The sequence below is a fragment of the Acinetobacter sp. UBA5934 genome (assembly GCF_002430855.1).
In the GTDB taxonomy this organism is placed as follows: Bacteria; Pseudomonadota; Gammaproteobacteria; order Pseudomonadales; family Moraxellaceae; genus Acinetobacter.
Genome location: NZ_DJDC01000156.1, coordinates 16,121 through 33,479 on the forward strand (window position 1 = coordinate 16,121; position 17,359 = coordinate 33,479).

General features: G+C 42.4%; 13 protein-coding genes. 3 read left to right on the forward strand and 10 right to left on the reverse strand.

Going from position 1 to position 17,359, the window contains the following annotated elements; genetic code table 11:
* Window positions 1–33 precede the first annotated feature (33 nt).
* The gene (apbC, locus tag B2Y23_RS10845) at window positions 34–1,311 is read right to left on the reverse strand and encodes an iron-sulfur cluster carrier protein ApbC (RefSeq protein WP_291370771.1); all 1,278 of its coding nucleotides are present in this window, start codon (window positions 1,309–1,311) and stop codon (window positions 34–36) included.
* A 336-nt stretch (window positions 1,312–1,647) separates the two neighbouring features.
* Here apbC and B2Y23_RS10850 point away from each other — a divergent pair, with 336 nt between their 5' ends.
* A complete protein-coding gene (locus tag B2Y23_RS10850) occupies window positions 1,648–1,977 on the forward strand; it encodes a hypothetical protein (RefSeq protein WP_291370773.1) in 330 nt (109 codons plus the stop codon).
* A 196-nt stretch (window positions 1,978–2,173) separates the two neighbouring features.
* On the opposite strand, the gene B2Y23_RS10855 is transcribed toward B2Y23_RS10850, so the two are convergent.
* Window positions 2,174–2,668 carry a hypothetical protein gene (locus B2Y23_RS10855; RefSeq protein WP_291370775.1) on the reverse strand — a complete coding sequence of 165 codons (495 nt, stop codon included), beginning with the start codon at window positions 2,666–2,668 and terminating at the stop codon, window positions 2,174–2,176.
* Window positions 2,669–3,248: 580 nt separating this feature from the next.
* Between B2Y23_RS10855 and B2Y23_RS10860 the strand changes: the two genes are divergently transcribed.
* Window positions 3,249–4,457 carry a multidrug effflux MFS transporter gene (locus tag B2Y23_RS10860; protein WP_291370777.1) on the forward strand — a complete coding sequence of 403 codons (1,209 nt, stop codon included), beginning with the start codon at window positions 3,249–3,251 and terminating at the stop codon, window positions 4,455–4,457.
* A gap of 684 nt (window positions 4,458–5,141) precedes the next feature.
* On the opposite strand, the gene B2Y23_RS10865 is transcribed toward B2Y23_RS10860, so the two are convergent.
* The 3 genes from B2Y23_RS10865 to B2Y23_RS10875 form a co-directional block, all read right to left on the reverse strand.
* Window positions 5,142–6,509, reverse strand: coding sequence for an MFS transporter (locus B2Y23_RS10865; protein WP_291370779.1), 1,368 nt, complete (start codon window positions 6,507–6,509; stop codon window positions 5,142–5,144).
* 123 nt (window positions 6,510–6,632) lie between these two features.
* Window positions 6,633–7,799 (reverse strand): CaiB/BaiF CoA transferase family protein, encoded by a 1,167-nt coding sequence (locus B2Y23_RS10870; protein ID WP_291370780.1) that lies wholly within the window; start codon window positions 7,797–7,799, stop codon window positions 6,633–6,635.
* Entirely contained in the window at window positions 7,799–8,992 is a 1,194-nt protein-coding gene (locus tag B2Y23_RS10875; protein WP_291354399.1) for a mandelate racemase/muconate lactonizing enzyme family protein, read from the reverse strand. Before B2Y23_RS10875 ends, B2Y23_RS10870 begins: the two co-directional genes overlap by 1 nt.
* 415 nt (window positions 8,993–9,407) lie before the next feature.
* Here B2Y23_RS10875 and B2Y23_RS10880 point away from each other — a divergent pair, with 415 nt between their 5' ends.
* The gene (locus B2Y23_RS10880; protein WP_291354398.1) at window positions 9,408–10,565 is read left to right on the forward strand and encodes an acyl-CoA dehydrogenase family protein; all 1,158 of its coding nucleotides are present in this window, start codon (window positions 9,408–9,410) and stop codon (window positions 10,563–10,565) included.
* 394 nt (window positions 10,566–10,959) lie between these two features.
* Here B2Y23_RS10880 and B2Y23_RS10885 read toward each other — a convergent pair whose 3' ends face one another.
* The 5 genes from B2Y23_RS10885 to B2Y23_RS10905 form a co-directional block, all read right to left on the reverse strand.
* Window positions 10,960–11,634, reverse strand: a complete 675-nt coding sequence (locus B2Y23_RS10885) for a TetR/AcrR family transcriptional regulator (RefSeq protein WP_291354397.1) — start codon at window positions 11,632–11,634, stop codon at window positions 10,960–10,962.
* A 303-nt stretch (window positions 11,635–11,937) separates the two neighbouring features.
* Window positions 11,938–13,167 carry a CaiB/BaiF CoA transferase family protein gene (locus tag B2Y23_RS10890; protein WP_291370782.1) on the reverse strand — a complete coding sequence of 410 codons (1,230 nt, stop codon included), beginning with the start codon at window positions 13,165–13,167 and terminating at the stop codon, window positions 11,938–11,940.
* Window positions 13,168–13,307: 140 nt separating this feature from the next.
* Window positions 13,308–14,774, reverse strand: coding sequence for an aldehyde dehydrogenase family protein (locus B2Y23_RS10895; protein WP_291354395.1), 1,467 nt, complete (start codon window positions 14,772–14,774; stop codon window positions 13,308–13,310).
* 143 nt (window positions 14,775–14,917) lie between these two features.
* Window positions 14,918–16,156 (reverse strand): OprD family outer membrane porin, encoded by a 1,239-nt coding sequence (locus B2Y23_RS10900; RefSeq protein WP_291354394.1) that lies wholly within the window; start codon window positions 16,154–16,156, stop codon window positions 14,918–14,920.
* 494 nt (window positions 16,157–16,650) lie between these two features.
* Entirely contained in the window at window positions 16,651–17,355 is a 705-nt protein-coding gene (locus B2Y23_RS10905) for a fumarylacetoacetate hydrolase family protein (RefSeq protein ID WP_291354393.1), read from the reverse strand.
* Between the last annotated feature and the right edge of the window lie 4 nt (window positions 17,356–17,359).

Sequence of the window (17,359 nt, forward strand, 5' to 3'; positions counted from 1 at the left end):
TTTTTATATGTTGGATTTAGTCAGACAGAAAATTTAGAAAATCCGGTTTTGTGGTTTTTCTAATTTCGGCAATTGATCGGCAATTTTCTGCGCAATAGCCATATAGCTTTCAGCCGCATCATCTCCTACCAGTACAGAAGGTTTACCGGCATCGGCATTTTCGCGAATTTGCACATTTAAAGGTAAACGCCCAAGTAAAGGAATGTGGTATTGTTCAGCCAATTTATCGCCGCCACCCGTACCAAAAATCTGCTCTTCATGACCACAATTAGAACAGATATGCGTCGACATATTTTCGATTACACCCATCACCGGAATCTGAACTTTATTAAACAGCTCAATGCCCTTCGTTGCATCCAGTAAGGCAACATTTTGTGGCGTAGTGACAATCACTGCCCCGGTTACGGGAATACGCTGCGCCAGGGTTAATTGAATATCCCCTGTTCCTGGTGGCATATCAATCATCAACACATCCAGGTCTGGCCATAAAGTCTGGTTAAATAATTGCATTAAAGCGCCAGTCGCTTTGGGACCACGCCAAGCCACCGGAGTATTGTTATCGCCAGTTAAATGACCGATAGAAAGTACAGCCATCCCATACGCATCAAGCGGTACAAAATTTTCTGCTTCAATCATGGGAGTACGTCCGGCATTGCCCAGCATGGTCGGAATACTCGGCCCATAGATATCGGCATCTAATACACCAACTTTTAAGCCCAGTTTTTGTAAGGCCAATGCCAGGTTAACCGTGGTTGTCGACTTACCCACGCCACCTTTACCCGATGAAACCAGGATCACATTTTGAATACGTGGATGTTTGGGCACATCTCTTTGCTGCGGTGCAGCTTTCTGGATTGGTGGATTATTCGGATCTTCTTCCTGTTTGCTTTCCACTGGAGCGGTTTGTCCGGCGGCATCGACTACAGGGGGAAGTTTTTGCGCTGCAGATGCCGTTGAAGTCTGAGCATTACTTGCACAGCTATGTCCCTGTTTGCCATGCTCAGGGTTAGAACAGCTTTCACCGTGTTGATGCTTTTGCTGAATGACATGCATATTCAGTTCCTGGATGCCGCATTTTTCCAGTGCATCGACCAGATCATCATGAATTTTTTGTAGGTGATCGGCTTCTTCAGGATAAGTATGAATGGTGATTTGTAATACTCGCCCTTCTACATTGACTTGGGTAATTCGGTCTTTCAAGGCATGGTTGGAATTAGGCAACAGATAACCTTGTAACACATTCTGGATTTCTTCCTCCTTCACCTCTTGCGCGGGTGAAAATACAGATTTAAGCGAAGAAAGCCACGACATAAGTTTACTCCAAGTACGGACATACAGCTGAATAGTATAGTTTAGCTTTAAATGCAGCGAAGGTTAAGCATAGTTCTCTCTGGCTTGCTGAATGTGGGCATTAATTCAAATGAATTGATAGCTTGGATTATTCCGTAGTGTATGTTTATTTATTTCTACAAGACTCTAGTTGAACTCAGGTAGATAATAAGCGCATTCAATAATAAACTGTTTTAAATTAGATTAATCTAACTAATATTTGAACTATTTCTGTTAATAATTTTGCTACAGACTTGCTGCTATTTTGTTCTTTATATTGATTCATTATTTTGTTTTTCATTTTATTTTGGGGATAACATGTCACTTAAGCACTTAATTCCGATTATTTTTTTGTCAGCAATATCATTTACGCATGCAGCGAATGAGACATCATCGATACGCACTCCAGCGGGTCAGTCCATTACGTTGGGAGATTCTTATACCGACATGCAAAATCGTATGGATTTATCTCCAAGTTCCATGATTACACATGAACTCAAAGAAGGTAAAAACCGTTATCTGGCCATGGACTATACCTATGAAGTTGAAAATATGCTGTATACCATTACCATTGTAAACGATCGGGTGAAGAAAATTGAATGGCTAAATACCGATCAGGACATGCAAGCAAAAACGACAAAGCAATAATTCATAATTCTTAACTAAAAATGGCTGATTGGTACTTAACTCTGAGCTCATTTTTTTGAGTTCACCTTACAGAAGTATCGTTTAAATCCTGAAATGAATTTAAATTGCAGCAGTCGTATAAGGCGGACTGCTGCAATAAAAAACTGGCTGTTCTCTTCAAATGATGAGCCAGCTTATAGCCTCATCTTATCTGCATTCACTTAACTGGGATCATCAAGTGCTGGTATTGCGTTCCGGGCCACATCACGTAAGGTATAGTCGTATCCGGTTGGGCACTTTTTGGATACATGTCATAAAAGCCAGGTTCAGCACCGACAATCATGACGTGAGGGCCGGTCTTGATCCATTGGTTACCGGTCGTAGGTTTTTGTGCATAAGGGTCTGTATTACTGGCATCGGTCCCACCCGCTAACATATACATAAAGCCGATTTTACCTACAGTTGGCTTTTTATGGCCTATCCAGGCTTCCGCCCATTCTAGGGCTGCCTTGTCCATACACATCGGGTCTGGACCTGGGGTCGTCGGATTGTCAGGCATGCAGGTAAAACCATTACTACCTTTGCGCAAAGTACGCATCTTGCCATCTGAGCCTATGGCCACAATAGTTGCTGCTGCACCGACTTTTTTCGGTGCTGCGCTCATTGCGCTGGCGATTGCCTTCTGGTCAGATGCTGAAGAGGTAGCCTGCATGCCACCTTTGCTTTCAGCGGCCAGGATGGCAGGTGCGGATAGGACAACCCATCCGCTAATCATTAATATTTTAGGGATATTCATGGTCTTTACTCCCAAAAAGGAGGTTAAGTGGGTGACCCCTAACTCAGGTTATCTGGCACATCGACCTTATAACGAAAAAAAGCAAACAGCATAATTATTATTTTGTTGATTATTTTGAACTCTATTTTGAACTCTATTAAGTTACCCCATCAACATGATGTACTGCATTGCACAGATTTCATAACAAATAAAATCACTAGCACACAATAATTTACGGACATAAAAAACCGAGCTGCTCTTAGTATTCGAGGTATGTAACCAGTCTGATTTTAAAACGGTCTTTAATGCTTTTGGCCCGACAATAAAATACATATGAGACCTATTTATTAAAAAACCAAACAACCAGTTGATAGATTAAAAATATATTTATAGAATACCGTTAAATGCATATGAAGAACTTGAATTTTCATCTATTACAGGATCGATGGCATAGCTCATCAAACCATAAAATAATTTTTATTGAATTCCATAAACTTATATTTTCAGGCAGAAAAAAATGAATCAAACCGCAACCGCACCTTCGTATACACTCGGTTGGGTATTTTTGCTGACTCTGCTGACTGCGTTTAGCGCCTTATCCACTGACATGTATTTACCTGCTTTACCGATGATGGCGGACGAATATCATGTCAACACACAAACTATTGCAAATACCCTAGGTGCCTACTTTTTGGGTTTAGCTTTCGGACAAATTGTGTATGGTCCACTCAGTGACCGTTATGGCAGGAAGCCGCTGCTTTATTGGGGCTTGGGGATTTATATTATTGCCAGTTTCTGCTGTGCAATAGCTCCGAATGAGACGGCACTACTCATCTTTCGTGTATTACAGGCTTTAGGTGGCTGTGCAGGCGTTGTGATCGCACGGGCAGCAATTCGCGACCGGCTGAATATGACCGAGTCAGCCAAAGTATTTTCAACAATGCTGTTGGCATTAGGTTTAGCACCTATCCTGGCCCCAATTTTGGGTGCGCTATTAATTCAGTATTTCCATTGGTCCAGTATTTTCTATCTGCTGACTGCAATCGGCATCATTACCTTAATTCTGGTGCATTTCTTTTTTCATGAAACGCTTGCTCAATCAAAGCGCATAAATATCTCGGCCAAACAGATTACGCACAGTTATATTAAGTTATTTAAAGATCCTTCTTTTGCATTACCCATGTTTGCCGGAGCCTTGTTGTACGGCACCCTGTATTGTTATATCGGTGCATCTTCCAACTTATTTATAAATTTTTTAAATGTGCCAGAGCAGTATTTCGCGTATCTGTTTGGCATGAATGCTTTAGGTTTAATGTTATTTGCATTTTTAAATAAACGATTAATTCAATATTATTCAGTCCATCAGTTATTTTTATTTGGTGCCCTGATTCAACTGTCCGGCATTCTTATCGTCAGTTTTAGTGCCTGGATATATACGAGTTCACCCTACCTGATATTGTCGGGGTTATTTTTACTGGTCAGCGGTATAGGACTGACCGGACCTAACTCCATGGCAATCGTCATGCAAAATCAGGCCAAACAAGCAGGTCTTGCCAGTGCCTTAATGGGAAGTATTCAATTTTTCTGCGGTTTTATTATGACGGTATTCTTATCTATTCTTCCGTTTAATATTCTGCAAAACATGAGCATTATAATGTTCATTACCGCTTTGCCTAGCGTTTATTTTTCACATTATCACTTGCATGTCGTCCAAGTTAAATCGTGAATTACAATGATCAGTTGCTGTTTTCCCACAAGGTATAAGAGCAGCTTAGGCTGCTTTTTGCTGCATAATCCTGGTTAAAATCTGAAAATTTAATACTCGATAAGGCTTAATTATCCAAATAGTTCAGCTTATAAAAAAGCTAGGGTTAATCACATAAATGAACTCTAAGAAAATAATTTAAAATAATTACTCTTGATTATTTAATAAAAAAAATTGCTGAACTTCTTAACAACTTATTAGGGTACCTTCCAAATTCTGTCGTGCTGTTCTTCAGATAAATTTATGAATAAACAATATTTTAACTATCCTAAATTTTTTAATTCAGTTTTTAATGCTGCTATAGATACATATAGAATGAAGCGCAGGATTATATTGGTCTGGTCAAATTCATATATTGAATTGTTTTTTGAGAATAGATCAAAATCCATTGAACATAAAATAACAGTGATTAAAAAGCACGCTGTCGAGAATTATATTTTCCGTTTGTTTAGAACCCTGACAGTCAACGACGATAAGTTTACGATTCGTTTGCTCTCAAATTTTACTTTAAGCCGCACACTATTGAATAAGGGCTGATTTAAATTTGCAGTGATTAAAGACTTAAAAGTTTTATGCTACAGCTCAAATAGAAAACCAGCGATTTTCATCGCTGGTTAGCTGTCTTGTATTGAAATTTATCTAAAATTAGATATTTGCTTTCTGTAGCTGAAGTGCTTCTGTTGTCTTGTTCTTTTTCATCAAGCGGGTCAGCAAGAACATTGAGATTGCCGCCAAGAATGCCGGAACCATCAATAAATTCACAATCTGCTCACCTGAAAGACCTGAAACCATTAACCAACCCACGGCGCCAGAACCGACAAATGAACCCAGACGACCTGCCCCACCTGCCCAGCTCACACCGGTTGAACGGCAATGGGTTGGATAATAGCTTGAACAGAACACATGGATGCCCACATGTGAACCACTGATGCCTGCGCCAATACCAAAGATACCCAAGACAATAAACAAGGTGCTTAAGTTTGAAACACCAAAACTTAAAGCTAGGACACACATAGCACCAATAATGTAGGAGAACGTGAGTGTACGGCTATGACCTAATTTATCCATAAAGAAGGCAATGATAAGTGCACCAACAGTACCGCCAATCTGGAATGCAGAAGTGATCCATGACGCGCTTTGCATATCAAAGCCTTCATTTTTCAGAATAGTCGGCATCCAGCTTGAAATCATATAGATAATGATTGAACCCATGGTAAATGCACACCAGAACAAGATGGTGCCCAAGAAATAATCTTTACTGAATAACTCACGTACACTGACATTCTGTTTTTCGGTTACAGAAGCCACCAATTCCGGGATCGCTTGACCTTCAGGCGCCATTTTTTGAATGACTCGATCAATTTTTTCTTTAGGAAATTTATTCAACACCATAAAGCGCAATGATTCAGGCATAAAGAAATACAGCAAAGGTAAAATCACTAAGGGTGCAGCACCACCAATGATGAGAATTCCTTGCCAGCCAATCATCTGAATGAGCTGACCGGACAATAAACCGCCCATAGCTGCGCCAATGGTATAGCCACAAAACATCACGGTAACCAAAGTCGAGCGACGTTTTGTCGGGCAGTATTCAGAAGTGATGGTGACTGCATTTGGCATTGCTCCGCCCAAGCCTAAACCTGTTAAGAATCGAAGAACGATCAGGAAGGTTAAGTTCGGCGAAAATGCGGAAATGAGTGTACCGATACTGAAAATCACCACACTCCAGATAATGATCTTTTTACGGCCAAACTTATCAGCCAATGGACCAAACAAGAATGCCCCCAACATCAGACCAAATACACCTGATAAAAATAAAGGCGCTAAATCTGCAGGTGTCAGCGACCATTCGGCAATGAGTGCCGGGGCAATAAATCCAACGGCTGCAATATCAAAACCATCCAAGGCTGCTACACAAAAACAGAGCAAAATAATGAGTTTTTGCAGTTTGGATACGGGAATCCCATCGATAAATTGTTGAACGTCCATGCGTTCTGTCGTGTTCTGAGTCATCCTGAATCTCACTTAATTTTAGATTTTTTGTTACTGAAATCACATCCTTGTATTTTCAGTGCTCACGATTTAAAGCCACAGTACAGGAAACGGATTTCCTATACTGCAAAAGGTGAATCATCGCTAGGCCTGCTGCGCAGCGGTTTTTAATAAATGATCCCGCTCTTCGCTGCTGTAACCCAGTTCAGTTAAAATATCCTGTGTATTAACTGCAGCAGGATTAACCGGATTGCATTGTAAAATTCTGCTCTTGCTGAATTTCGGCGCGGGACTCGGCTGCAGAATATTATTCACAACTGTGTAAGTTTCGCGAGCTATATTATGCGGATGATGCGGCGCCTCTGCCAAACTCAATACCGGAGAAAAGCAGGCATCCGTTCCTTCAAAGATTTCACACCATTCTTCTCGAGTTTTAGCCAAAAAGATTTCAGTTAAACGTCGTTTTAGTTCTAGCCATTTCTTTTGATTCCATTGCATCTGGAATTCAGCATCTTCGGTTAAATTCAATTTTTCTAAAAACAGTGTATAAAACTGCGGTTCCATTGGGCCAATTGAAATATATTTTCCATCTGCACAGCGGTAGCTGTCATAGAAATGCGCACCGCCATCACCATTATTGGTTCCGGCTTCGTCATTCCATAAACCTGCAGATCTCCAGCCCTGAATCAGTGCTGTCAGCAATGCAGAACCGTCCGTAATCGCAGCATCAACTACTTGCCCCTCACCAGTCTGTTTGGCATGTAAGGCTGCTGCTAAAACGCCTGAAAACAGTAGCATGCCGCCTCCACCAAAGTCACCAATCAGACCGGGCGTCGGCGTCGGCTGACCATTGACACGAGCAGTTGAATGCAAAGCACCAGTCAGGGAAATATAGTTAATATCGTGTCCAGCCGCCTGTGCCAAAGGACCGGTTTGTCCCCATCCCGTAACCCGTCCATATACCAGCGCCGGATTACGTTCTAAACAGATATCGGGTCCTAAACCTAAGGATTCCATCACACCTGGACGAAAACCTTCAATTAAAATATCCGCTTTTTCAATCAGTTTGAGAGCAATTTCCTTTGCTTCAGGTACTTTAAGATTTAAGGCGATCGATTCTCTGCCACGTGCCAGTACATCGGCATCCCTTGCTGTTAATGCAGCCATCCCGCCTTGTGAAGGCTTGACCGGACGATCAATTCGAATCACCCGCGCGCCTTGATCAGCAAGCATCATTCCTGCAAAAGGTGCAGGTCCAAGACCTGCAAACTCAATTACAGTCAGGTGAGATAATGGGCCTGAACGCACCATTATGCAGCCACCTCATTATTTCCCTCTACCGCACGGCCCTGCACGCCTTGAGTTTTGTGGCTGATTAGGAACTCTTCGTTCAACTGAATGCCCAAACCTGGACCTTCATTTGGATAGCACATGCCATTTTCAAATTTAGGAATATTCAGTGCAATATCGGTACCTGGAGCAATGTTTTTGCTTTCCATGGTGCCGTGAATCAGCAATGGACCAATCGATTCGTTTAGACCTTGAGATGCCCATTCATTTGCCACCCACAAATGCGCAGCCGGACTATGTTCTAGGCCAGAACCAATCATACAACCGCAATGTACCGGCAAGCCTGCCAAACGTGCCATGGTCAGCCAGCGCTGTGCTTTCACCAAACCACCCACTTTTTGCAGTTTGATAAACAAGCCATCTGCTGCACGGCGGTCAATAATTTCTTTAAGATTGTGAAGTTCCTGCGCAGATTCATCGGCATAAATCGGGGTTTTGACTTGTGCACGTAAACGCGCCATGCCTTCAATATCCCAATGCGCCAATGGCTGTTCAATTAAATCCAAACCAGCCGAATCAATACGGCGAATCACATGCAGTGCTTTTTCATAACTCCAGAAGCCGTTGGCATCAATGGTTAACACGGCATCTTGACCAACAGTGTCACGTACGGCATGAACCATATCAATATCATCTTGCAATGTACCGTGACCAATTTTCATTTTGAACAGTTCAAAACCAAGCGCTTTGGCTTTTTGCGCTTCAGCTGCTACATCTTCCGGCTTACCTGCTGAAAGTACCCAGCCTTGGCGTGAACCTTGAGTAGTACGGCCACCCAACAAGTCATAGACTGGAACGCCATATAACTTGCCTTTTAAATCATGTAATGCAAAGTCAACAGTCGCTTTGGCTTGGTTATTGTCGCGAACCAGCAAGTCCATTTTTGCCACAATTTTTTCAATATTGCGCGGGTCTTCCCCAATCAAAATACGTGGCGCAATCACGCGTGTGATCATGGCAATAATTGATTCCTGCAATTCACCGCGATACCAAGAAGAAGTATCACCTGAATCTGAAATGCCCACTGTTCCATCATCACATGTGATTTTTAACACAACGCTATCGATTGAGGTGATACGCGTATTCGGCATAATAACCGGCTTTTTCAGTGGTGTAGATACTGGAAAACATTCTACTTTTACAATCTTTGGCATACTTCAGTCCCTTCCGTTGTTCTTGCTTGTTTTAGCTTTGTGATCAAGCCCAGCTCAATTCTATGAGCTAAAACTGCATCCTGATATCACTGTAAATCTTTTGATTCCCTATATATTTTTAGCTTTGGCAAAACTTATTTATTGTTGCCTCTGCTATACGCCAGCTCGAAATTTTATTTTCACACATCAGCAAAAATAAGCATCCCGAGCGGTCTTTCAGTAATGTAAATACGAATTTTCAAAATGTCAACCAACAAGTTGGTTGATAAATTAAATAAATCAACCAACCTGTCGGTTGACAAATAAATTTTATTTGTTAAAACTAGCTTTCATCAGAACTGATCATAAATTTAGGCAATGCTGAATTGCCCACGATCAAAAATATTTATTAGATGAGAAACAAAAGGGACTGAACATGATTTACGGATATCGCTCTCCATGGATGACAGAAGAACTTGAACAATTACGCGTAACAGCACGTCGCTTCTTTGAACAGGAAGTTGCACCAAAAGCCGAAAAATTCCGCAAACAGCACTATATTGACCGTGATGTATGGGAAAAAGCTGGTGAGTTAGGCCTACTCTGCATGAGCGTTCCAGAAGAATACGGCGGTCTTGGTGCTTCCTTTGCGCATGAAGTGATCATGATGGAAGAACAGGCGCGTATCTGCGATACCACATTTGGCTTTATTCCTGGTTCTTTAAACAGTCCTGGATTTTTCCTGGGCACTGCAACACATGAACAACTGTTGAAATGGATGCCGGGTATCGCCAGCGGCAAAAAAATGATTGCCGTTGCGATTACTGAGCCAGATGCCGGTACAGACGTGAAAGCGCTGCGCACAACTGCACGCCGTGAGGGTGATGAATATGTACTGAATGGATCAAAAACATTCTGTACTTTGGGAGACCAGGCAGACTATGTATTGGTGGCTGCGCGTACAGGTGATTCAGGTTCTGGCGCAAAAGGCATTTCATTATTCCTGGTTGAAAAAGATAAATGTCCAGGTTTTAAAGTAAACAATATTATTGATAAGATCGGCCAAAATGCGCTGAATACGGCTGAAATTTTCCTTGATGATGCACGTATTCCAGCTGAAAACCTGATTGGTGGTGAAGAAGGTAAAGGCTTCTTCCAGTTAATGGATGTATTTACCCGTGAACGCTTATCGATTGGTATTGTCGGTATTGCCTGTGCTGAACGCGCGATTGAAATGACGGTTGAACATGCGAAAAACCGTAAAATGCTCGGTAAAACCCTGTGGGATTTCCAGAATACCAAATTTGAACTGGCTGAATGCTTAACCGAAGCACGGGTTGGACGTGTCTTTATTGACACAATTATTAAAGATTTAGTTGATGGTAAAGAACTACAGCCAAACGATGCCATGATGGCAAAATGGTGGGGTTCAGACAAGCAATGTTCGATTATCGATCGCTGCTTACAGCTGTTCGGGGGCTATGGCTACTGTACCGAATATCCAATTGCGCAATTGTTTATGGATGCCCGTGTCGCGAAAATTTACGGCGGCTCTAACGAAACCTTAAAAGATGTGATTGCACGTTCAATGTAAAGTACAGCTCATCAAAAAGAGGCGTTTATCGCACTACTGGCCCATAATTTAAATTTTATTTCAGCACTGAATCAAGATGATAAGGTTTTATATATAAGCAATTGATATTTATTTATATTTAATTTTAATACAGCCTTGTCTTTTCTTTAAAAGTTTTGTGTAGGCTGGACCCTACTTTTGATAGGCCAAAAGTAGGTAAAATTCTTTATTCCCCATACACGACGTCCTGTCGTGATGGGAAATGTGTGGCATTCTTGCCACACTCACAAATCTAACACCTGTAATTTAACTACGGGACAGCAGTGGCGTTTATCGCCTCTTTTTTATGGATGAAAGATATAAAAAAGCCCAAATAATTGGGCTTCATTAAAAATATACAGCTTTGATAACCAAATTATGCGCGGATACCATCAATAAAAGTGTCCATAAACATATCGGCAATTTCAGATACATTCAGTTCATGGTCTTCTTTATACCAGCGTGGCACCCAGTTTAAAGCGCCAAATAGCATTGCAGAGAACATCCCCGGTGAACAGGGTTTAATTTTACCGTCAGCAATGCCCTCTTGAATCAGTTCACGCACCGTCAGATCCAAACGGCGCTGGAATGATTTAATCTGTTCACCTGAACCAATGTCCAATGGACGCGCACCCACCAGGACCAAACAACGTCCAAAAACGTTGTTCTGCGCAACGGCAAGTAGTCGCGCAAATTTACGTAACCGATCAAAGACACAAACTTCTTTATCTTTCATCTCCAGCAAAATGTCATCTAAATCTTTAAATGACAGTTGCAGGCAGTCATACAGAATGCTTTCTTTATTGGAAATATAATGATAAAGCGTTGCCTTGTGAATGCCGACATGCTCTGCGATCAAGTCCAGTGATGTTGCTTCATAGCCCAAGGTCGAAAACAGTTCGGCAGCCGTCATCAGAATGAGTAGACGTTTATCCTCATGACGCGCATCGGTGCTTGGACGGCGCCTTCTCGGCTGACGTGTTTTAGTCAGTAAACTCTGGCTACTCATATCTTTCGATAATTTAAGCTCTTTTGTATCTATATCGGACATTTAGAAATCCTAAAAAATAAAATATTTGAAATCATATATCTTCGGATCAGGTGAAGCCTACTATACAGCTAAAACAACCATGCAGAAGTCGACCTGAAATTGTGCAGTGAGAATATGAAAAATCAACTATAAACAATTCAATCAGTTATTTTATAAGTTCAACCGACTATTTGGCGGTATTATAAAGAATTGGGCTATTTTTTAATAGTGCTTATTTTATAAGCGAAGTAACAATGGCGCCATTGAAAATACAATAATCTGCCGAAACAGATTATTGTGGTAAATAACTAAAATATGCCTGACTTAAGCCGCATATAAAATACCATTTTCAAGCAATTGTGAAATACGCTGATTATCCCAACCCAGTTCATTTAAAATTTCACGTGTGTGCTCACCCAACTTAGGCGCACGTATGCGGACTTCGCCAGGAGTCAAGGACATTTTAACTGGAATGCCAGGCACTGCAGTTGGCGTTGCCGTGCCTGGATGCTCAACATGCGGCAGCATATTGCGTGCAGCGAAATGCTCATCCTTGAAAATTTCTTCACCGGTATAAATTGGACTAAATGGAACACGTCCGCCAAAGAGTTCTTTTAATTCCAGTTTGGTTTTCTGCACAGTGTACTGTTCAATAGCAGCATTCAGCTCGACATGATTCGCCCAGCGTGAACCTTCATTTAAGTATTTCGGTTCATCTTTCAGTTCTGGGCAGCCAAGTAAATCACAGAGCAAATGGAACTGTGGATCATGCGGCGCTGCAATCGCGATGACGCCATCTTTGACTTTAATGGTGCCAAATGGAGCAAGTCCCGGAATGCCATTACCTACAGGTTTGGCTGATACACCCAAATATGAAAACTGGCTCACTACAATTTCTGACAGCGCAAGGATACTGTCTGTCATGGCCACATCTACATATTGACCTAGCCCTGTATTTTTCGCATGTAATAATGCTGAAACTGTACCAAAGGCAGCAAATAGGCCAGACACCGTATCGCCGGCACCCCCGCCAACTTTCACAGGATGATCTGCATCTTGACCAGTCACGCCCATCCAGCCGCCCATGGCTTGTGCGACAATGTCAAATGCTGGCCAATTTTTATAAGGACTTTCACCGCCAACGCTGTCACCAAAACCGCGAATAGAGGTATAAACCAAACGCGGATTAATTTCTTTCAACTGCTCATAACCTAGTCCCATTTTTTTCAGCACACCGGCACGGTAGTTTTCCACCAAACCATCTGCATTTTTAACCAGTTCGATCAGTGCTTCACGGCCTAATTCTGTTTTTACATTCAGTGAAATTGAGCGTTTGTTGCGGTTACAAGACTGAAATAAACCGCCAAAAAAACGGTCCTGATCATCTGCACGGAACGGACCCATTTTACGGAAAAAATCGCCTTCTAAAGGTTCGACTTTAATTACATCGGCACCATGATCTGCCAGCATTTGGGAACAGAATGGTCCTGCCAAAGCATGGGTTAAATCCAGAATACGTAGCCCTTTTAAAGAACCCTGATTGTTATTTTGCATAAACACTCCATTGTTTTATTTCAACCAACCAGTTGGTTATTTAAATATCATTATGTGTGAAAGGATGAAAGCTGTAAAACGTTTTTAACAGCTCTCATACCAAAGTTTAAAATTGAACAAATGTGAATGAGGAATTTACTTTAAACTGCATCTTTCGCTTTGGTTTGTAGCGTCACCCAATGTGTGCGGGTAAATTCTTCAATAATCCAGCGGCCATTAAAACGACCTAGGCCTGAGTTCTTTTCGCCACCAAAAGGCGCATGTGACTGATCATCTACGGTAATGTCATTAATATGGGTCATACCGGCTTCAATGCCTAAAGCGAAATTCACGCCGCGCTCATGATTGCGGGTACACACAGCGCTGGATAAACCATATTCTGTATCGTTCGCCAGTTCCAAGGCATGTGCTTCATCGCGGGCTTTAATTACCGGCAAAACTGGCCCAAAGCTTTCTTCACGTGCCAAGGCAGATTTTGGATCGACATCAATAAATACATGCGGTGGAATGAGGTTGCCCTGAATTTCGTCACCAATGAGCATTTTAGTACCCGTAGCTTGGGCATCGTTAATAATCCGCTGGATGTTCTGAACCTGGCTTTGATTGATAATCGGACCAATCAGGGTTGCCATATCGTTTGGATCACCGATGACTAAAGTCTTCACCTTCTGCTCAAGCAAGGATAGAAAATCGTCATAGACTTTTTCATCGACAATTACACGGTTGGTGCTCATGCAGATTTGCCCCTGATGCATGAAGCGACCCATCACCGTCAGCTCTACAGCCAAGGCTAAATCGGCATCATCCAAAACCACCATCGGTGCATTGCCGCCAAGTTCAAGCGCAATACGCTTGATATACTTGCCACCGACGGCAAGCTGACCGACTCTTTTGCCAATTTCTGTTGAACCGGTAAATGAAATCAGGCTTGGTACAGCATGTTCAACAAAATAGTCGCCTATCTCGCTGCCGGCACCGACCACCACATTGATTACACCTGCAGGAAAACCGGCTTCTGCGAAAATTTTTGCCAGTAAAGTGCCGCCTGTTACCGGTGTATCGCTTGCAGGTTTAAGCACCACAGTATTACCCAAAGCAATGGCTGTAATAACTGAACGCATGCTGAGATGAAATGGAAAATTCCATGGACTGATCACACCGATCACGCCTAAGGCTTTGCGGTAAATACGGCTCTGCTGATGTGGAACGCTGGTCGGCAGAATTTCACCCTGTATACGCAGAGGAAAGGTTTTCGCTTCTGCAATAATGCCTTGTGCTGCACCCAGTTCAATGCTGGCTTTTAAACGTGTACTGCCTGATTCCTGAATCAGCCAGTCAATAATCTCTTCACCACGTGTTTTCAGTACCTCTTCCATACGCTGAATCAGTGCAATACGCTCGGCAGGCAAGGTTCTTTCCCATTGAGGCTGCACCTTTTTCGCTGCGGCATAGGCTGCGTCCACATCTGCAGTATTTGCCAGCTGGAACTGATGAATCAGCTGCTGATTATAGGGATTGAAATTTTCAGCTGTGCGGGATGATGAACCCTGCTGCCACTTGCCATCAATATACTGCTGATTTAACTGATCCTGATTGAGCGCATTCATGTAAACAACTCCCTGTTTCTTGTTCTGTGTTTATTGCCAGTGCCTGACTGACAATAAACATACGGTATATTTCAACAAAACACAACCAACTATTCGGTTGATATTTTAATTTAAAAAAAATCTAATGCGGCGTGGGCCAGCAATTAGAATCTATAGGTGTAGTTGGTATAGAAGCGGTGTTCATCCAGTTTGATACCCGCACCTTCAAAGTCGGTTTTAATCAGCATATATTGAAAGCCCAGGCCCTTGAAAAGCCCCTCTTTAATGCCGTAATTCAAGACCAGGTTGAACTCGCTTTCTTTAACATCATCAATGGTCGGATGCTTGATATGATCTGCCATAATATAACGGGTCATCAAATTTAAACCATGAATGCCGATATCTGAAAAATCATAGTCGTAGCGGACTTGAACCGAACGCTCCTGCGCTTTATAGAAACTGATGCTGCCCCACTGGGTTAAATACGGTGCAGGTGTCCAGCCGCTGAGCAAGGGAAATGCCGTATCGCCAGACATTTGCTGATAGCCCAGACCGAACTTATGCGGCCCATAATGCAGCATGGTCATAAAATTATAAGCCTGGTTATCAATTTTGCCCTGCAAGCTGTCGCCAGAATCTTGCGTATCGTAAATACCGGCATTTGTAGCCAGTTTTACTTGGTCTGAAAACTTATAGAGGTGCTTCAACCCGATATAGTGCTGATCATAGATGTCTTCCAGGCCGCCATAAAAATATGACATATCCAGACTTGGTGACAATTTATAATCGATACCGAATATATTTAAGCCATCTGAAACCTGACCGGTTTTATTCACGTCCAATGTCAGTTTTTCATAATCTTCTTTATCACGCGCCAAAACGCGGCTAATACGCCCAGCCGTGATTCGGGTATTCTGAATATCATTGGACTCTAACATAAGACCTTTAAAAGTCGTCGGTAAATTCCGGCTGTGATCAATATGTACAACCGGTAGCTTCGGCATCAACTGACCATACCGGATTTCAGTTTTAGCTATTTTGGCTTTTAGCGTTAATCCCAGTTGAGTCTGATCCTGCTCCTGTTCTCCGGTAACAGGATCATTCGGCATGGTGCCATCACGTACCAGTTCATTGTCATTTTTCATCAAGCGCTGGGCATGCATCACCGTACCGTCCAGACCAAAAGCAACTGGACCGATCGGTTCGGCATAGCCTGATTTAATACTCAGTGATGCACTTTGCGACCAGTGCTCAAATTCTGGAACAGGTTGGGTGTCCGGTATACGATGCATATAGAAATTGCGGAAGTCCACTTGAACCTGCGCATCTTTTACAACATCTGCCTGAACAGCGCCAGCTGAACACACCAAGCACCCCAAAGTAAGTATTTTTAATTTCAACATAGCAGCAATCCTCTTTGCTTTCTTTCCAACTTTCCGTAGCTGCAATGGAGCTTCCCTCGTTCTTCTCGTTTAGAATACTTGAGTATTTTTAGACCCATCTCCATTGCTTTGTTGATCGTGCATTCTTCATATCCATGAAAAATGTTTCCGCCTTCCTGCGGAAATACTTCTTATCCTGGTTTCAATCCCATGAATACACAGCGGATAAGAAGCTAAACAACATCCCTGTCGTAAAGCCCACCTTTTTATACGCGTTGATCAGAGCATGCTGTTCTGTTCAACGCAGCTATAATTCCGGTTTAGCCGTTTTTTCTTTAAAGCCAGGCTTTATGCTTCGGCAGATTCAACGGCAGTCTTTTCAATCTCGGTTATTTTTATAAGTAACCCTAGTTGACTACCCAGTAAAACTATACTTCCCATTACTTGGCATTTCATAGCAAAGGACAGATGACCCATTTTTTAATTTTCCGGGTCATCAGCGGGCTGTTTTCTGATTAGCTGACCTTCACCGTGATGCCAGTCAGTCCAGCAATATCCGCATGCATGACATCCCCTTTGACTACAGTACCAACCCCTTCTGGCGTGCCGGTAAAGATTAAATCGCCCTGCTTCAGTTCAAATAAAGTCGAAAGATTAGCAATGGTTTCTGCAATATTCCAGATTAAATGACTCACATCACTACGCTGTTTGGTCTCACCATTGACGGTTAAATGAATATCACCGCTATTTAACTCACCTGCTTGACTTTTAGGGTGAATCAAACCCACCGGTGCAGAGTAATCAAATGCTTTACCCACTTCCCATGGACGGCCTTTTTCACGTTGTGCGATCTGTAAATCGCGGCGGGTCATGTCCAGACCTACTGCATAACCGTAAATATAGTTGGCAGCCTCTTCCACTGAAATATTTTTACCGTCTTTGCCAATCGCCACGACCAGCTCGATTTCATAATGGTAATTTGAGGTCTGTTCCGGATACGGAATTGAGATTTCCTCACCTGCAGGTACCGGTACAATCGACTGTGGATCATTTGGCTTACAGAAGAAAAATGGCGGTTCACGGTCTGGATCGAAACCCATTTCACGTGCATGTGCTGCATAGTTACGACCGACGCAATAAACACGGCGTACCGGGAACAGATCCTGGCTATCTTTGACAGCAAGACCGACAATTGGCATTGGGTTAAATACAAAACTCATGTTC